15 protein-coding genes are annotated in these 15,935 nt (G+C 43.1%); 1 reads left to right on the forward strand and 14 read right to left on the reverse strand.

The window, feature by feature from the left end; translation table 11 throughout:
• Positions 1–120 precede the first annotated feature (120 nt).
• Genes C5Z26_RS04110 through C5Z26_RS04135 form a run of 6 tightly spaced genes read right to left on the reverse strand, consistent with a single transcriptional unit; the run spans position 121 to position 4,773 of the window.
• A complete protein-coding gene (locus tag C5Z26_RS04110; protein ID WP_105448723.1) occupies positions 121–891 on the reverse strand; it encodes a glycosyltransferase family 2 protein in 771 nt (256 codons plus the stop codon).
• Entirely contained in the window at positions 888–1,565 is a 678-nt protein-coding gene (locus C5Z26_RS04115) for an exopolysaccharide biosynthesis polyprenyl glycosylphosphotransferase (RefSeq protein ID WP_105448724.1), read from the reverse strand. Before C5Z26_RS04115 ends, C5Z26_RS04110 begins: the two co-directional genes overlap by 4 nt.
• The gene (locus C5Z26_RS04120) at positions 1,546–2,490 is read right to left on the reverse strand and encodes an SDR family NAD(P)-dependent oxidoreductase (protein ID WP_105448725.1); all 945 of its coding nucleotides are present in this window, start codon (positions 2,488–2,490) and stop codon (positions 1,546–1,548) included. The genes C5Z26_RS04115 and C5Z26_RS04120 overlap by 20 nt, the downstream gene beginning before the upstream one ends.
• A gap of 18 nt (positions 2,491–2,508) precedes the next feature.
• Positions 2,509–3,282 (reverse strand): tyrosine-protein phosphatase, encoded by a 774-nt coding sequence (locus C5Z26_RS04125; protein WP_105448726.1) that lies wholly within the window; start codon positions 3,280–3,282, stop codon positions 2,509–2,511.
• Positions 3,269–3,991 carry a CpsD/CapB family tyrosine-protein kinase gene (locus C5Z26_RS04130; RefSeq protein ID WP_105448727.1) on the reverse strand — a complete coding sequence of 241 codons (723 nt, stop codon included), beginning with the start codon at positions 3,989–3,991 and terminating at the stop codon, positions 3,269–3,271. The genes C5Z26_RS04125 and C5Z26_RS04130 overlap by 14 nt, the downstream gene beginning before the upstream one ends.
• Positions 3,992–4,005: 14 nt before the next feature.
• The gene (locus C5Z26_RS04135) at positions 4,006–4,773 is read right to left on the reverse strand and encodes a YveK family protein (protein WP_234005726.1); all 768 of its coding nucleotides are present in this window, start codon (positions 4,771–4,773) and stop codon (positions 4,006–4,008) included.
• A gap of 391 nt (positions 4,774–5,164) precedes the next feature.
• On the opposite strand from C5Z26_RS04135, the gene C5Z26_RS04140 reads away from it, so the two are divergent.
• Positions 5,165–5,725, forward strand: coding sequence for a tyrosine-type recombinase/integrase (locus tag C5Z26_RS04140; protein ID WP_105448729.1), 561 nt, complete (start codon positions 5,165–5,167; stop codon positions 5,723–5,725).
• A gap of 65 nt (positions 5,726–5,790) precedes the next feature.
• Here C5Z26_RS04140 and C5Z26_RS04145 read toward each other — a convergent pair whose 3' ends face one another.
• From C5Z26_RS04145 to dinB, 8 genes are all read right to left on the reverse strand, one after another.
• Positions 5,791–6,084 (reverse strand): DUF1292 domain-containing protein, encoded by a 294-nt coding sequence (locus tag C5Z26_RS04145; protein WP_105448730.1) that lies wholly within the window; start codon positions 6,082–6,084, stop codon positions 5,791–5,793.
• 16 nt (positions 6,085–6,100) lie between these two features.
• A complete protein-coding gene (gene ruvX / locus C5Z26_RS04150; RefSeq protein WP_105448731.1) occupies positions 6,101–6,535 on the reverse strand; it encodes a Holliday junction resolvase RuvX in 435 nt (144 codons plus the stop codon).
• Positions 6,532–6,801, reverse strand: coding sequence for an IreB family regulatory phosphoprotein (locus C5Z26_RS04155; protein WP_105448732.1), 270 nt, complete (start codon positions 6,799–6,801; stop codon positions 6,532–6,534). Before C5Z26_RS04155 ends, ruvX begins: the two co-directional genes overlap by 4 nt.
• A gap of 107 nt (positions 6,802–6,908) precedes the next feature.
• Positions 6,909–9,551 (reverse strand): alanine--tRNA ligase, encoded by a 2,643-nt coding sequence (gene alaS, locus C5Z26_RS04160; protein WP_105448733.1) that lies wholly within the window; start codon positions 9,549–9,551, stop codon positions 6,909–6,911.
• 302 nt (positions 9,552–9,853) lie between these two features.
• Complete coding sequence (locus C5Z26_RS04165) at positions 9,854–12,118, reverse strand: ATP-binding cassette domain-containing protein (RefSeq protein WP_105448734.1); 2,265 nt, start codon at positions 12,116–12,118, stop codon at positions 9,854–9,856.
• A gap of 192 nt (positions 12,119–12,310) precedes the next feature.
• Positions 12,311–13,654, reverse strand: coding sequence for a DEAD/DEAH box helicase (locus C5Z26_RS04170; protein ID WP_105448735.1), 1,344 nt, complete (start codon positions 13,652–13,654; stop codon positions 12,311–12,313).
• Positions 13,655–13,656: 2 nt separating this feature from the next.
• Positions 13,657–14,613 carry a DHH family phosphoesterase gene (locus tag C5Z26_RS04175; protein ID WP_105448736.1) on the reverse strand — a complete coding sequence of 319 codons (957 nt, stop codon included), beginning with the start codon at positions 14,611–14,613 and terminating at the stop codon, positions 13,657–13,659.
• A 91-nt stretch (positions 14,614–14,704) separates the two neighbouring features.
• Positions 14,705–15,838 (reverse strand): DNA polymerase IV, encoded by a 1,134-nt coding sequence (gene dinB, locus C5Z26_RS04180; protein ID WP_105448737.1) that lies wholly within the window; start codon positions 15,836–15,838, stop codon positions 14,705–14,707.
• Between the last annotated feature and the right edge of the window lie 97 nt (positions 15,839–15,935).

Genomic DNA, 15,935 nt, shown 5'->3' on the forward strand with positions numbered 1-15,935 from the left:
AAATCATTTATTACTTAAAACAGTTTAATGTAATCACACTCAAAAGCCATTAGAAGATCGTCCAAAAATTGTGCCCATAATTAACGTGATAATGAACTTTTTACTAAAACTCGTAAAAAACTATCTACGAAATAATTTAGTGCGCCTGTGCTTTCTGATCCCAAATATAATATATGTGATCATGTTTTTTGATGCTTTTAATAAAGATAATTTTTCTTCATATCGATAGACATTCCAAACCCACAAAGCAGATTTAAACTTGTTACTACTAATTGACTTCCCATGTACTCTATATTGGGCTACCATTTCTGGACACAAAAATGCTTTCATTTCTTCATTTCTTAATAGCTTCAACCACAATATATAATCTTCATGTTTAACATTTTTAAAAGATAATCCTTTTAAAAATGAGCTTTTAACTAGTACCGTTAATAATGGAATAAAATTGGTTTTTAAAAGATCTGAATAAGTCGCCTTAAAATTTAGTTTGTCAATTATTTTTAATGTTTCTTGCTTACTGTCGATAATTTCATAATAACTGTAAGTAAAATCAATTTTATTTTTCTCTATAAATTGCAACTGTACACTTAACTTATTTTTCAACCAAATGTCATCAGAATCAATAAAGGCGACATACGCTCCCCTCATGTTTCGAAGACCGATATTTCTCGCAGATGCAACACCTGCATTATTAGCTGATTTGAAATATCTTAAGCGTACATCTCCTGAAAATGACTGAACTATCTTGCTTGTTCCATCTGTTGAACCATCATCGACAATAATTAATTCCAAATTTTTATACGTTTGTGCAAAAACAGAGTGAATAGCAGCTGCGATATAATTTGCACTATTATAAACTGGCATAATCACAGAGATTAATGGTTCGCTCATCTCGCGCCATCCCCTGTAAAAATAACTCGAATGGTTCCAAGCAACATCTTAATATCAAACCACAACGAATAGTGTGCGATATAATAGTTATCCAGCTTACACTTTTCATCCGGAGTAATATCATAGCCACCGTTAATTTGAGCATAACCAGTGATGCCCGGAATGATTCGTAGCCGCTTAGGAAAATCTTCAAATTGTTGACTGAATTCTTCGGTTAGTACTGGCCGTTCTGGACGTGGTCCAACTAAACTCATATCACCTTTGAGCACATTCCAAAATTGTGGTAATTCATCAATCCGAGTTTTACGCATGAAACGGCCTACTGGCGTAATGCGATTATCATTTTTTTGAGCCCAGACGGCACCGGTCTTAGCTTCCGCATTTTGATACATTGAACGGAGCTTAATCACCATAAAGTTCTTCCCCATCAGACCAACCCGTTCTTGCTTATAAAAGGCTGGTCCCGTTGAAGTTAATTTAACTAACAGTGCAAAAACAAGCACTAACGGCGAACTTAAGAGGCTACCTAATAGCCCAACGACTAGATCAAATAGGCGCTTAATCACTAAGGCAGGACCAGTGACTGGCTGCCCAATCTTCTTTACAAAGCGATACGTTGGTTGTACATGTGGTACTTTTATGACTGTCGTGTCATTAACTTCGGGTTGTCGCATTTTGAACCCCTTCCCAATACTGCGTAAGGCCCTTCTCCAATGACCATTGTGTTGAATAGCCTAACTTGATTAATTTATTAATATTGGCAAATGAACGCTTAACTTCACCAGTCCGGCCAGCAGCCACTTTTATATCTAACTGATAACCAGCAATTTTTTCATAAGTGGCAATGATATTGTTCAAGCTAAGTTCATGCCCATTGGCAATATTGAAGACTTGATGACGGGCTTGTTTTTCAGTAATTAGCCAAAGTGCCTGAATAACGTCTTCAACGTTGATAAAATCACGAGTCTGGGACCCATCACCGTACAACGTAAATGGTTTATGATGTTCTAAACAATCCGTTAAAATTGACAACACCCCAGAATAGGGTGAACTTGGATTCTGACCCGGACCATAAACATTAAAGAACCGCACACAAACCGTTGGTAAATCATATAATTCACCATAAGCTAACACATACCGTTCAGTCGCGTACTTATCAATCGCATAAGGCGACAATGGATCGACGCGGGAATCCTCTTGCTTCGGTAATTCTGGCAAATTCCCATATACCGCCGCAGAAGATGTAAATAGAAACTGTTTAATCGGTAATTTAGCTGCCCGAATAAATTCCAAGGTGTTTAACACCGCATTATGATTAATTTCATGGGTTTCACCTGGACGTTCAATTGAGTCAGCAACACTAGCAACTGCAGCTAAAAAGTAAATATAATCAAACTTTTCTTCTTGTAACAGTTGTTGCATGAACTTCTCATTACGAACATCTTCAATGAAAATTGTCACTTGATCACGATACTTAATATTAGCCGTATTCCCCATCGACAAATTATCAACAACGACGACTTCAATCCCCTGTTGTACCAATCGATCCACTAAATGCGAGCCGATAAAGCCCGCACCACCAGTCACCAAAGCTTTCAATACTTAGCACTCCCTTTTTTAAAACAACCAAAACCGGCGCTTTTTTCGTGGCATTTCAATCGTTTGAACATCAACTAAATCACCATTCAATAAGTTCCGGGCATTCATTGCGAATTGCGTCGCATAATCAGTACCAAGTTTTTCCAGAACTTGATACGCTGCTGTCATTGCAAATTGCCGATTGGCTAGCACATGGGCATCTGAAGCCACCACCTGTACTAAGCCACACTCGACAAACTCCTTTGCCGTTCGCTGAACCTGCTTGCCAAAAGTCCCCACTAAACTCGTTGCGGTTACTTGTGCTAGCACGCCCTGCTTGACTAATTCATATAACTTTTGTGGTTCTGCAATCAATTGGGCATTGCGTTCCGGATGAGCAATCACTGGTGTAATTCCATCACAAGAAAGTTGAAAAATGAGTTCTTCCAAATAACTCGGTACCATCTCGTGTGGTAATTCCAGCAATAAATACTGCCGATCTACATCAATCCCTAGTAAATCATCCAAATGGGTCATCAATTGCCCATTTAAGTGCACCTCTTGACCAGGAAAGATCTCCAAATCTATTCCGCGACGGTCAAGTTCACTTTGAAACGTTTGGACGGCTTGTCGAACCGCCGGTGCATGATTAACATAATGTCGATCGAGATGATGTGGCGTTGCTAAAATATATTTAATGCCATCGGCAACTGCCGCTTGCGCTAACCCAATTGAGTCTGCTAATGATGGTGAGCCATCATCAATTCCTGGTAAAATATGACAATGAATATCCACCAAATTATTTTTCTTCATCACTGTAATACCCGTTGCTATAGCCGTAATAGCCATTATGCTGACCATCTTGCACATCATTTAAAATTGATCCTAAAATGTTTGCGTGTGACCGTTTCAGGACCGAAACAGCCTCGCGGACCGCCGCCTTTTGTGCCACACCCTGACGAACAACTAGGACCGTACCATCAACTTTATTCGCTAATAACTGCGAATCTGTCACAGGCAAAATCGGTGGCGCATCAATAATAACCAAATCTAATTTTTGCGTCGTTTCTGTTAAAAAAGCATTCATCATCTGGCTACCTAACAGTTCTGCCGGGTTCGGTGGCTTGGGACCGCTCGTCATCACAAAGAGATTATCAATGGTTGATTGAATCGCTTGATTCACATCATCCGTTTGATGACTTAACCATGAACTTAATCCCCGCTCATTTGATAGCCCGAATGTTTTATGCACAGTTGGCCGCCGCAAATCAGCGTCAACTAACAAGACTTTTAGCCCTTCATTTGCATATTCGACCGCTAAATTAGCACTAACAGTGGACTTACCTTCGCCTAAAGTTGCCGACGTCATCATTAATGTCCGTAACTCGTGATCAGTGGCCGCAAAATTAATATTGGTTCGAATTGTTTTAATTTGTTCTGTAATCACCGACGTCGGTTCATTAATTGTGGTCAAATTAATTGGCGCGGTTAATGTCGTCGTTTTTCGTTTTCGATTAAACATCCGTTACCTCCTCGCTAAATTCGTTTACGTGACCGTTGGTTGGTCGCCATTTCACTACTAGCATTACTTTGAATATTCTCAACTTGCCGCCGAACATGCTGGTGTCGGTGCTGATGATTAACTTGACCTAAGTTCGCTAAGCCCAAGTCATCCGTTAGAAATTCAACATTATGAACTCGCCGATCGGTAATCACCCGCACACTAGCGTAAACAAAGCCTAATAGCACACCGATCACTAACCCGATGAGTAAATTCAAACTCTTCTTCGGTGACACTGGACTATGGGCAATACTTGCTGGCGAAACGATTGTCACATTATTAACTTTAATAATTTTCTTAACTTGCTTCTTAAAACTTTCGGCAACCTGATTGGCAATTTCAGCACTCTTGGTTGCGTCTGCATCAACAACATCAACCGAAAAAACTTGTGAATTTTGAGTACTGGAGACACTGACTTCGTTTTTTAAGGTCCCTAACGAACGGGTATAGCCATACTGTTTTTTTAAGGCTTTACTAGTTGGGTTTAAAATAACCTGGTTCGTAATCAATTCCTTATAAGTCGTAATCATCTGCACATCGGCTTGCTGATCAGCATATTGTGTCGCCGAATTCTCACTATGCCGACTAACCAAAATCTGCACACTCGACTTGTACTGCGGCGTAATGACAAAAAAAGTCATCACAGCGGCCACTAAAACACCGGCCACGGTCCAGGCAATAATGGCACGCCAATACTTACGAACTAGTCGGATAAAAAAGTCAAAACTTACTGCTTGATCCATCATTCACGCTCCACTCAACATAATCTCTTATACGAACAATATTTTCACGTTATACACCAGTCGTGTCATCATTTTGTAAAAAATAATGCCATTTTATAAGTAAATCTATATATAAATCTAACATTATTGAATAAATTGTCAATGTAATTTGAAGATATTGTGCCCGAAAACGCTTAATTTGGTGTTTTTAGCCAGTAAACGTAAAACTAGCAACAATAATTAATAATAGATGGAACTATTATTTACAAAATAATGCCGTTTTATATTAAGAAATATATACACAGTCTATCATGTGACTGTTATATGATTTAACTTGATAAATGATTAATGTCGTTTAAAATTAATTATTAATCATCTCTATTAGTAATTAACGAAGAAAGTAGGCGTTAACATGCAATACAATGTGGAACCCTTACGCAGTCCCGCTGAAATTGCGGAATTCGTTAACCTAGCAAGCCTTGGTGTTCATGGTCAACGAAATTCACTGTTAGTTCTAGTTGGACTCAACACTGGCCTGAGAATGAGCGACATTCTTAACCTCAAGGCCGGTCAGGTCCGTTATCAAGACATTGTCACTATCATTGAACAAAAAACGCAAAAAAAGCGCCTGATTTTATTAACCAAACTACGACCCAAACTCGACTTGTACATTCGTAATCTAGCTGACGACGACTACCTCTTCACGGGTCAATCACCACAGCACGCCCTCAGCGTTAATGCCGTCTATAAATTTTTTCAAACCATTGCTCGTAAAATGCATCGCAATGATATTGGCACCCACACTCTCCGTAAAACATTTGGCTATCACTACTATCAGCGCACCCACGATGTTGGCACGCTAATGATGATCTTCAACCATTCCAGTGAAGCCATCACAAAACGCTACATCGGGCTTAATCAAGACGTCATTTTGGCACAAATGGCCAACTTTTCGCTCGGATTGGATACTTAATTGGACACAAAAAAGGACGTACCGACTCATTGCAAGTCAGTACGTCCTTTTTCAATTCTATTAGCTTACTGCATCCCACCATCATCGGCTAGGAAGGTATTTAAAACTTGTTCAACCATATCCCATTCATCATCGGACTCGATTAATTGTAAGTCGCCATTGTCGCCGTCTTCTGGATTGAAGATATAGGCTTGAATATCAACTTCATCATCTGCCGCCGCATCGGCTGGGTAGATTAAAATGTAAGAATGACCGAAGTCTTCCGAATCAAAGGTAAATAAGATATTAAATAAAGTTTCGTTACCTTCGTCGTCAACTAATGTGATGACATCGTCTTTACTGTTTTGGTTTTGGCTCATTTCGTTAAGTTCCTCGCTATCCTTGGGTGAGTTTACCGTGGCGATCTAAGTAGTTCTGCAAGATTAAGCTTGCTGCTAACTTATCAATCACCTTTTTGCGCTTTTTACGCGATGTATTGGCTTCTTCAATCAACATCCGTTCTGCTTCCACAGTCGTTAACCGTTCATCTTCAAAGTCAATTGGTAAGTGAAACCGTTCTGTTAATAGGTCACCATAATGTTGCGCCGCTTCAGCTCGGGGGCCTAAGGTATTGTTCATATTCTTAGGTAATCCCAGCACAAAACCGCCAGCATCATGTTCTTTAATTAATTCTGCGACCCGGTCAAGTCCAAAGACTTCCTCGTCTTCATTGATACGAATGATTTCGACCCCTTGAGCGGTCCAGCCGAAAGCATCACTAATCGCTATCCCAACCGTTCTAGAACCAACATCTAACCCCATTAACTTCATGCATTAACATCCTTATCTGCCTTTAAATAAGACTTTACAAGTTCTTCAATAATTTCATCCCGCTGGTGCTTACGAATTAAATTACGCGCATCATTTAAGCGCGGGATATACGCTGGATCGCCGGACAGCAGATAACCAACAATCTGATTGATTGGGTTATAGCCTTTTTCTTGTAACGCTTCATAAACTGTCGTTAACGTATCATGGACATCCTTAGCGCCGTCATTATCGAAGTTAAAATACATGGTTTTGTCTAATGAACTCATATAAAGCACCTCCCGCTCGTTTCCGCTTCTAGTCTATTCTACTAAATGCTTATATGAAGTACAATCAATCCACTTTGATGTAACACATTCGTAATAAAATATCAGCTTTATTGCGCTGCTAACCACTCATGAGCTGCTTTCAAAGCCGCTGGTAAGCCGGCTGGATTTTTACCACCAGCTTGGGCCAAAGTTGGCCGGCCACCACCGCCACCACCGACTTTTGGTGCAATGGCTTTAATCAAATCACCAGCTTTTAGTCCGGCTTTGACTTTGTCATCACTCACAGCGACTAATAAGTTAACCTTGTCGCCTAAGACCGTCCCTAGGACAAGCACATCAGAATAATGCTTTGCTTGCCAAGTATCACTTAATTGTCGGAGTTGATCCATGCCAGAAACTTGCACTGCTTGAGCAATCAAAGTTGTCGCATTAATTGTGTCAACTTGTTCAAAGACCGCCCCGGCCTGTTGCTTGGCTAGCTTGCTCTCTAAAGCAGCCCGTTGCTGTTGTTCGGCTTTTAAGTCAGCCTGTAACTGGCTAACCCGGTCTGGTGTATCTGCTAATTTTGGTGCCTTAACTTGACTCGCAATCGTCTTCAACAACTGTTCCTCATTAGATAATAATTCAAAGGCTTCTTTGGAAGTAACGGCTTCAATCCGCCGAACACCCGCGCCAACCCCGGATTCAGAAACAAGCTTGAATAAGCCTAGTTCACTACTGTTCTTAACGTGAGTCCCACCATCAAATTCAATTGAATAGTCACCAATTGAAACGACTCGGACCACTTTACCGTACTTCTCAGTAAAGACGGCAATGGCTCCCATCTTATGACCCGTTTCTTGATCAGTTTGAATGGCACTCACTGGTAGCGCCGCCCAAATCTTATCGTTGACGATTTGTTCAACCTTAGCTAATTCCTCAGCTGTTACTTGACCAAAGTGGGTAAAATCAAAGCGCAGGTAGTCGGGTTCAACTAAAGAACCCGCCTGTTGCGTATGTTCACCGAGCACGTCGCGTAACGCCTGGTCCAATAAATGAGTCGCGGTATGATTCTTTTCGACCTTTGCATGGAACGCCAAGTCGACATTTAACGTGTAAGTAGTCCCTTTGTGCATCGGTTTTAAGACTTCCACCGTATGCAAGTGTTGCTTGTTAGGTGCATTTTGGACATCCGTCACCTTGGCAACTGTCTGACCATCGGCATCTAAAATCACGCCACGGTCAGCAACTTGACCCCCCATTTCAGCATAGAAAGGCGTTTTGCTAAAAATCATCTCAGCGGTGCCGCTGCTAAGGTCGTCAACCAAGGTGTCATCAACAATAATAGCCGCTAATTGACCAGCGACATCCGTCAATTCATCGTAACCGACATACTCACTCGGTGTCTTAATATCCATCAATAAGCCACGTTGAACCCCCATAGATTTGGCGCCACTACGGGCATTCCGAGCCCGGTCACGTTGCGCTTTCATTTCAACTTCAAACCCAGCTTCGTCAACGGCTAACGCTTCATCGCCGGCATATTCTTTGGTTAATTCAAAGGGAAAACCGTACGTATCGTATAATTTAAACGCTGCCGCACCAGATAAGGTCGTCTCATTGGCCGCTTTCGTGCTGGCAATCAAGTCATTTAGTAAACTCAAGCCATCATTTAACGTTTCATTAAAGCGACTTTCTTCAGAACGCACAATTTTTGCAATATAATCACTATTCTTTAAGACATCCGGATAGTGTGATTGCATGATTTCGCCCACAATCGGCACTAATTGGTCTAAAAAGGCATCTTTCAGGCCCAACTTTTGACCATGCAAAATAGCCCGGCGAATTAAGCGACGAATGACGTAGCCTCGTCCTTCATTAGAAGGCAAGGCGCCATCACTGATGGCAAACGTAATAGTCCGTGCATGATCCGCAATGACCTTAAACGACACATCGTCCTGGTCATTTTCACCATAATGCTTATCGGCACTGAGCGCTTCCGTCTTATGAATAATCGGTAAGAATAAATCCGTTTCAAAGTTAGTGGGCGCATTTTGGAAGATTGACACGACCCGTTCAAGCCCCATCCCCGTATCAATGTTCTTTCGGGGTAGTGGTTCATAAGTGCCTTCCGGCGTATGGTTAAATTGTGAAAAGACGATATTCCAAACTTCTAAGTACCGTTCATTTTCACCACCGGGATAATTTTCTGGATCATCCGCTGCGAGATTATTAAAACTTTCGCCACGATCATAAAAGATTTCAGAATCTGGACCAGAAGGGCCCTGACCAATATCCCAGAAGTTATCTTCAACTTTAATAATGTGGTCCGGCGCAACGCCGGTAGCTTCCCAAAACTTAGCGGCATCCGTATCTTTAGGATAGACCGTCATATAGAGTTTCTCTGGGTCCCAGCCAAACCATTTTGGCGACGTCAACAATTCCCAAGCCCAAGCAATCGCTTCTTTTTTGAAGTAATCCCCCACTGAGAAGTTTCCCAGCATTTCAAATAGCGTATGATGCCGTGCGGTCCGGCCCACGTTTTCAATATCATTGGTGCGGATACTCTTTTGTGAACTCGTCATGCGGGGATTATCTGGCACAACTGACCCATCAAAATACTTCTTCATCGTTGCCACACCGGAGTTAATCCATAATAACGTTGGATCATCAACGGGAACTAACGACGCACTAGGCACAATGGTATGGCCCTTTTCATGGAAAAAGTCCAAATACATTTGCCGAATTTCACTACTGCTTAATTTTTTCATTGCTTCATAGCACCTTTCTTGGTTAGGTCTAAATTATGGCAAAAAAACACCGTTGCTAGCAAAGACGCTGTTAACGCGGTACCACTCTGCTTGCAACGATGTATTCGTTTACCTCTTAAGCTCATTAACGCTGAGAAACGGACTAGTTCACTAGTCAGTCGAACCCAAGGGAGCATGCGCGACACACCGCGTTTCTTGCAGCCAAACAAAACGTCTCTAAATCGGTGTCAGCCTCGCACATATCCTTACTCTAAAAGTATAGAAAACTTAAGCCGTATTGTCAACTAAGCAACTGTTAAACCTTAAGCGTCCAGCCAAGCTTTTAAGGCGACCCCCGTCCGTGATGTCGCCACCTTAATGGCGGCTTTCGGCGTCCCACTATACTGAATTTGACCGCCATATTGACCGGCATCCGGCCCTACGTCAATTAACCAGTCCGCTTGACTAATAATGGCTAGATTATGTTCAATGATAATAAGTGAGTTACCGGCCGCAACCAATTCATTGAAGAGCTTCAATAAGCGTGCGGTATCTTGTAAATGTAACCCCGCTGTGGGTTCATCTAACAAATAGATGGTCCCCTGCTTACCCAGTTCCACAGCTAACTTCAAGCGTTGCAATTCACCACCAGATAACGTCGTCAACGGTTGGGCCAAGGTCAAATAACCCAAGCCGACCCGATCTAAATTCGCTAATTGACGTGCTAATTTCGGCGACTCTTTGAAAAACTTAGCCGCCGCAGTCACAGATAGCTGGAGCACAGCTGCAATATTTTGACCATGATACAGATACTGTAGGGCCGTTTGATTATAACGTTGGCCTTGGCACAACTCACAAGTTTGCACGACCGGGTCCATAAACGCCATATTGGTAATCGTGACCCCTTTCCCCTTACAACGTGGACAAGCACCCTTCCCATTATAGCTGAACCAACCGGTCGCCACTTGATTCGCTTGACCAAATAACTTCCGAATCTCATCTAAAAGACCTAGGTAAGTCGCGGGGGTCGACCGAATATTAATCCCCACGGGGGCTTGGGCCAAATCGATATAATCGCTAGTCAATTGTGACCGCAAGGCTGTCACCAACGAGCTTTTGCCAGAGCCAGCCACCCCGGAGATGACCGTCATCACCCCTAAGGGGACCGCCACGCTCACATCTTTTAAATTATTCGCGTGGACATGCGTTAACGCCAATTGACCGGTAGGCTGACGTTCCGGGCCAAACTGATGTGGTCGTCGCAGCCAATCCCCAGTTAACGTCTTTGAGGTTAACAAGTCCTGATAAGTTCCCGTAAAGGTAACGGTCCCGCCAGCTCGACCGGCTTTCGGTCCCATCTCCACGACATAATCCGCCAATGAAATCATGGCTGGATTATGTTCGACTACGAGAATCGTATTCCCTTTTTCTTTTAATTTAGTTAGTGCTTGCCGAATCAGCTGAATATCGTGTGGATGTAGCCCAACACTCGGTTCATCCAAGATATACACCATATCGACCAACGAACTAGTCAGGTACTTGGCAATCTTAATCCGTTGAGCCTCACCACCAGAAAGTGAGCTGGTCCCACGATCTAACGTTAAATAACCCAACCCGATATCAATCAATGATTGAATTTTCGTCGCCAATTCACGAACAATCTCCGTCGCTAGCGGTGCTGTAATGCCGTTCAAAAATTGCAACACATGTTGCAAGTCCATCGCCGTGACCGTCGCAATATTTTGACCGTTAATCCGATTCGTTAAAACCTCTGCACGCAACCGAGTGCCATGACAGACAGGACAAGCCTGTCGCGTCACAATTGCGCCAATTGCAGCTTTATGATGTTCCGCTTCCTTTTTTCCAATAATTGACCGTTGAATCCGGGGCACCACCCCTTCATATAACGCAGTTCGGGGAAAGCCTTCCCCAGGCTGTTTGAGCGTCTGTTGCGGGGCATGCATCAACAATTCATATTCCGCCGGGGTATAATCCTTAATGGGTTTATCATTATCAAATAGCCCACTAGTCGCATACCGCCGCCAGCGCCATGTATTCGGCTCGAAGCTAACAAACGTGATTGCGCCCGTATTCAATGATTTTTCAGGATCAATCAACTGCGTCTCATCAATATCATCCACATAACCTAACCCCTGACAATTGGGGCACATCCCCTGTGGTAAGTTAAACGAGAACGTATCAGAATAACCGATAAACGGTTGCCCAACCCGTGAAAATAGCAGCCGTACCAAGGAATAGATACCAGTATACGTCGCCAACGTCGACCGGGCATTCTTACCTAACCGTTGCTGGGCAATTACAATCGCCACCGGCAAATGATCAATGCGATCAACATGCGGTTGCCCATATTTTGGCAAATATTGTTGGGTAAAGCTTGGAAAGGTTTCATTCAATTCACGTCTGGATGCCGCCGCAATCGTATCAAATACCAACGACGACTTCCCCGATCCCGATAAGCCAACGAAAACAGTCGTCCGATATTTGGGAATCCGTAAACTAACCTGTTGTAAGTTATTTTGCGTCGCCCGATGCACATCAATGGACCCATCTTCAAATACTGATTGCATGCCAAACCCCTCTCTTTTTCAAACCAATTCACGTTGCGATTAAACACCGCCGCTCAACGAATTAACAGCACTATTGCATGTTTTAATTATAAGACTGGTCGCCTGAATGGTTAAGTAAAAGGGCCACTAGTTAACCAATTTGCAATGAGCAATTGATTAATTAACGGTCCCTTTACTGACAATACATTTACTTTAGCCCTTACGATCTTTCCGGGCTTTCCGAGCTGAAGCTCGTTGTTCAATTCGGCGATCCATCCGCGCTTTATCCGAAATTTTAGTCCGAATACGACGTCGATAGCCGGGCTTGATCTTTTTCTTAGCTTTCTTAACATACCCAACCAAAGTTGGATCAAGCTTTTCTTGATGCTTGCCCCGCTTTTCACGACGGTTACGGTCATAAGAATCCACGATTTCGTCATCCCGAATCGCTTTCGGTTTGAACTTAATTCCTAAGGCTTCCACAGCACTGACCTTGTCTTCTTCACCTGGACTGTAAAGCGTAATTGCGGTCCCAGCCATCCCATTACGACCAGTCCGGCCAACCCGATGAATAAAGAATTCTAAGTCAGTTGGAATATCATCATTAATGACATGTGAAACCCCTTCAATATCAATCCCACGCGCAGCCAAATCAGTTGCCACAACGAATTGATACTTCAGGTTTTGCACGTCACGCATCACCCGCTTACGTTCACGTGGTTTCACGTCACCGTGAATCATCGCTACCGTTAAGCCTTGTTGCTTCAAGTAACGGGTGATTTCTTGAACCCGTTCTTTCGTATTGGCAAAGACCAAGACGAGGTAAGGTTCACCAATCGTCAGCAACCGATAAATAATACTATTCTTGTCATGACTCTTCGTCGAAATCAGCCAATTATCAATGGTTGGACTAATGACCGATTCAACTGGGATTGCTTCCATCACGGGATTATTCATATACTTCTTCAAGAATGGCGTTAATTTTTGCGGCATCGTTGCCGAAAAGACTAACATTTGTAAGTCGGCTGGCATCCGGCCGGCAATTTGATCGACCACATTTAAGAAGCCTAAATCAAGTGTCATATCGGCTTCATCCACAACAAGTTGACTTGCGGTATGCACATTCAAAGCTTGTGAACGCATCAAGTCTAAAATTCGACCCGGTGTCCCAATAATTAATTGCGGTTGATGCCGATTTAATTTATTGATTTGTTCCTGTTTATCCGTCCCACCAACATACAATCCAATGTGAATTGCTTTGGGGCTATGTTGGACTAACTGCTTTGCGGCAGCTTGAATCTGGTAAGCCAGTTCACGACTGGGCGTCGTAATTACGGCTTGAACCCGCCGTTCTTCAGGATCAATACGATTGAGCATTGGTAATAAGAACGTGTGGGTTTTCCCACTCCCAGTGGCTGATTGACCGATAACACTCCGACCCGCTGTAATCACGGGAATCAATTTTTCTTGAACTTTAGTTGGAGTAACAAAATTAATTTCTTGTAACGCCTGCATCAAAAACGGCTGCAGGTTAAATGCCTTGAAACTTGCGGTCATAGTTAAACCTCTTTCTCATATTGACGAGCAACTTGGTCGAGTTCACGCACAACTTGCTCAATTTCTTGTTGATTTTGCGCTTTAGCACCACTCGCCATTGGATGACCACCACCATCATGATTTTTAGCCAATTCATTGATAGCAGGGCCTTTGGACCGTAATCTGATTCGGAAGTCGCCCTCTTTTTGTTGTAAGAAGATTGCCCAAGTCTTAACCGTATCAATCCGACCGGGTAAGGGCACAACGCCCGCAGTACTAGCATCACCAATATCAAAGGACGCCATAATATCATTCGTTAAAATAACATAAGCCGCTCCAGAATCCAGTTGCGTCAAATGCTCATAAACGTACGCTGACAACCGAGCCACTGGTAACGTGATAGTATCTTCAATCCGATTAACCGCAGTTGCGTCTGCGCCGGCTTCCATTAAAGCCGCTGCTGCTCGCATCGTACTAGGTTTCGTTGCTGAATATAAGAAACGGCCGGTATCGCCAACAATCCCCGCATACAGTAATCGGGCAGCATTCGCCGTCAAGGTTAATTCTGCCTGACAAGCGGCGTAGAAGTCATAGACCAATTCACTGGTACTAGACGCATCGACATCGACCCATTGCGGGTCACCAAAGGCATCGTCATTAGGATGATGGTCAATTTTAACTAACGTTTGGCCGCTATTATAAAACTCCCCATCAATCCGTGGCTGATTAGCCGTATCTAAAACTAAGACTAAGGCCCCTTCATAGTCAGCTTCGGTGATGTCATCCATCTGACCGAGCCAGTCGAATCCATGATACTGTTTACCAGGCGTTAACACACGTTTGGTTGGAAAACTAGTCTTAATAATATCAGCCAATCCTAATTGGCTCCCAATCGCATCAGGATCGGGGCGTTGATGGCGTTGAATAATAATGGTTTTTGCTTGTTTAATTAAATTAAAAATTTCTGTTTGGACGGTCATAATGATCCTTCCTATTCCAATATTTACTGGTGGCTCAAATTCGTGTCACAGTACTTTAGTATACCGAACAATTGCCCTCACGCCAAATTAATTAATTATCACCTGGATATAATGGCAACGTTAAGTTTTCAAATGCGAGGGGCGCCAGTCCGGTTAACGTAATGCCTAACAGTCGAATCCCGGTATCAAAGTGCTCATCAACGACGGTATCAAAGATTTCCTCGGCATACTGATCAAAGACCTCCGCATCATTAGGTAAGAATTCAGTAAACGTTTGTCGCTTCGTAATCGTCACAAAGTCGCCATAACGTAATTTTAGGACCAACGTTTTCCCATGTCGTTGGTGTGATTGCATCGTTGCCGTTACTAACTTAGCTAACTGTTTTAAATGAGCTCGGACTTCGGTTTGGGTCTGCAAGAATGGCCCAAAAGTCCGTTCCTTGCCAATTGATTTACGTTCACGTTGATATTCCACTGGCCGATCATCGCTCCCGCGCACCCGGCGATACAAAATATAGCCGAGCTTACCGAAGTGTTGAATTAAATCCATTTCAGTACGGGCCGCTAAATCTCGTCCCGTCTTAATCCCTAAATCATGCATCTTCGGCACCGTTTTCTTACCGACACCTCGAAACTTTTCAATCGGTTCTCGTAATAAGAAGGCAGTCGCATCGTTAGGCAATACAATCGTTACGCCTGCAGGCTTACGATAATCTGAGGCTAACTTAGCGATGAATTTATTGTAAGAAATTCCTGTTGAACAAGTTAAATGCGTTTTATGCCAAATCTCGCGTTGTAGTTGATGAGCCAGCTGAACTGCACTATGGATGCCAGGCTTATTAACGGTCACGTCTAAGTAAGCTTCGTCAAAAGCAATCGGTTCCACCATATCCGTATATTCATGAAAAATCTCATGAATTTGCGCTGACACCTCACGATACAACGGAAAGTTAGGCGTCTTAAACACGGCCTTTGAACAAAGCTCTAGGGCCTTTTGAGCGGGCATGGCCGAATGAATCCCATATTGGCGCGCCACATAATTAGCCGTAGTTACGACACCACGACCACCGGTTTGACGGGGATCATGGGCGATAACCAGCGGTTGGGTGCAGTAAGCCGGCTGCTCCCGTTCTTCAATCGACGCATAAAAAGCATCCATATCGACATGAATAATTTTACGACTAGTATCAATATTAATGGGTGCGGCAATGATTGCTGTGGCCATCTGATCCCCTCCTAATCACTCCATTATACACAAACGTGTGTTCTGAACGCAATCAGGAAACCCTTTAATAATGAAAAGAGCCCGAGATTTAAAATCC

The sequence above is a fragment of the Lactobacillus sp. CBA3606 genome (genome assembly GCF_002970935.1).
Classification (GTDB): domain Bacteria; phylum Bacillota; class Bacilli; order Lactobacillales; family Lactobacillaceae; genus Lactiplantibacillus.

Excerpts from the sequence above, each read along its gene's own strand:
- ruvX (WP_105448731.1), bottom strand. The coding sequence starts at position 6,535 with ATGAAGTTAATGGGGTTAGATGTTGGTTCTAGAACGGTTGGGATAGCG.
- C5Z26_RS04170 (WP_105448735.1), bottom strand. The coding sequence starts at position 13,654 with ATGACCGCAAGTTTCAAGGCATTTAACCTGCAGCCGTTTTTGATGCAG.
- C5Z26_RS04115 (WP_105448724.1), bottom strand. The coding sequence starts at position 1,565 with ATGCGACAACCCGAAGTTAATGACACGACAGTCATAAAAGTACCACAT.
- C5Z26_RS04130 (WP_105448727.1), bottom strand. The coding sequence starts at position 3,991 with ATGTTTAATCGAAAACGAAAAACGACGACATTAACCGCGCCAATTAAT.
- alaS (WP_105448733.1), bottom strand. The coding sequence starts at position 9,551 with ATGAAAAAATTAAGCAGTAGTGAAATTCGGCAAATGTATTTGGACTTT.
- C5Z26_RS04175 (WP_105448736.1), bottom strand. The coding sequence starts at position 14,613 with ATGACCGTCCAAACAGAAATTTTTAATTTAATTAAACAAGCAAAAACC.
- C5Z26_RS04165 (WP_105448734.1), bottom strand. The coding sequence starts at position 12,118 with ATGCAATCAGTATTTGAAGATGGGTCCATTGATGTGCATCGGGCGACG.
- C5Z26_RS04145 (WP_105448730.1), bottom strand. The coding sequence starts at position 6,084 with ATGAGCCAAAACCAAAACAGTAAAGACGATGTCATCACATTAGTTGAC.
- C5Z26_RS04135 (WP_234005726.1), bottom strand. The coding sequence starts at position 4,773 with ATGGATCAAGCAGTAAGTTTTGACTTTTTTATCCGACTAGTTCGTAAG.
- dinB (WP_105448737.1), bottom strand. The coding sequence starts at position 15,838 with ATGGCCACAGCAATCATTGCCGCACCCATTAATATTGATACTAGTCGT.
- C5Z26_RS04140 (WP_105448729.1), top strand. The coding sequence starts at position 5,165 with ATGCAATACAATGTGGAACCCTTACGCAGTCCCGCTGAAATTGCGGAA.
- C5Z26_RS04110 (WP_105448723.1), bottom strand. The coding sequence starts at position 891 with ATGAGCGAACCATTAATCTCTGTGATTATGCCAGTTTATAATAGTGCA.
- C5Z26_RS04155 (WP_105448732.1), bottom strand. The coding sequence starts at position 6,801 with ATGAGTTCATTAGACAAAACCATGTATTTTAACTTCGATAATGACGGC.
- C5Z26_RS04125 (WP_105448726.1), bottom strand. The coding sequence starts at position 3,282 with ATGAAGAAAAATAATTTGGTGGATATTCATTGTCATATTTTACCAGGA.